The organism is Microcoleus sp. OTE_8_concoct_300, from assembly GCF_031383065.1.
GTDB lineage: Bacteria > Cyanobacteriota > Cyanobacteriia > Cyanobacteriales > Microcoleaceae > Microcoleus.
In genome coordinates this window covers 1-1,094 of the sequence record NZ_JANMZH010000270.1, presented here as the reverse complement: position 1 = coordinate 1,094, position 1,094 = coordinate 1, and the positions used below count along the sequence as shown (strand labels likewise).

1 pseudogene is annotated in these 1,094 nt (G+C 45.4%); it reads right to left on the bottom strand.

The features are described 5' to 3' along the window. Nucleotides 1-1,094 (bottom strand): annotated as a pseudogene (locus ACUVJL_RS12705) (tetratricopeptide repeat protein); the annotation flags it as partial.

Below are 1,094 nucleotides of genomic sequence, written 5' to 3'. Positions count from 1 at the left end.
GTGCTGTGAATAACATCCGCATCGCCTTGACCTTTGCGAATCAACAAACTATCTGGTACTTCTTTGAGTATTTTAACTTGAGCTTGTACCATTTCGGGATTTGTTTTTCGACCGGGCGCAACGCACAGGTAAGTCATTTGATCCGAACGGATGCCGAGAGCATTTCTAATCGCTTCTCGATCCACGGAAATGCTTTGCAGTGCGCCAATTGCTACCGAACAAACTGGCAATCTGACTAACTGTTCTAAGTAATTTGTTTCAACACCAGGCGGGTGAGTGTGTTCGTCACACAGAAAGTAGTGATTGTCCGAAATATATGGCGCATCGAATCCCAACCAAGAAACGCAAATTCCCGCCGGATATTGGTACAGAACTTCGACATTTGTCGGTACTGTCATCGAGTCTAAGTCTATTAAAACGTCCAAATCGTCTTGCACTACTTCGGCGAGGATTTCGCCACCGTCAGCAAAGCCGTTTGGATATTTTTGAGGCCAGTAAAACTTGCCTGCCATTTCTTCAAACCGTTGCGTAACTTCATCTCGGTGGAGTTTACCTGTCACGTAAAGGTGAACGTGGGGCGTGATCCGGCTTAATTCCCGAATTAAGGCTTCGCTACACCAACCTACGGAATGGCGACGGAAGTGTTTGGAAAGGAAGCCGATTTTTAAAGGCTTTTGTCCGGTATAATTTGCAGATTTGATTCTGTTAATTGGGCGTCGCGGAACTGCTTTTTGATAGTATTCTTTGGCAATTAGTCGGTAGAAATTGGCATTTTTTTCGCGGTTGTCTCGCAAGTGGGAAACTGCAAACATAAAGATTTCATAGAGCAATTTTAGTTCCATGACGCTAAATGTTTCTACTTTTTCGTAGCAGAGTTTTTCGATTTCTTCGAGTTTCTGAATTGCCTGTTTACTAACACCTGATTGTAGGTAGGAAAACACGTAGGCTGTGGCTGACATGACTGGCGCATTTTCGCCGCAGTTTTCGCAGTATTTGTCGGCGACGCTGCGGGCTCTAGCTAGGTTGGTGGAGTGGCTTAGCAAGTCGCAGAGTTGTTGGTGGGCTTCGCTAAATTTGGGGTTGCATTCGATCGC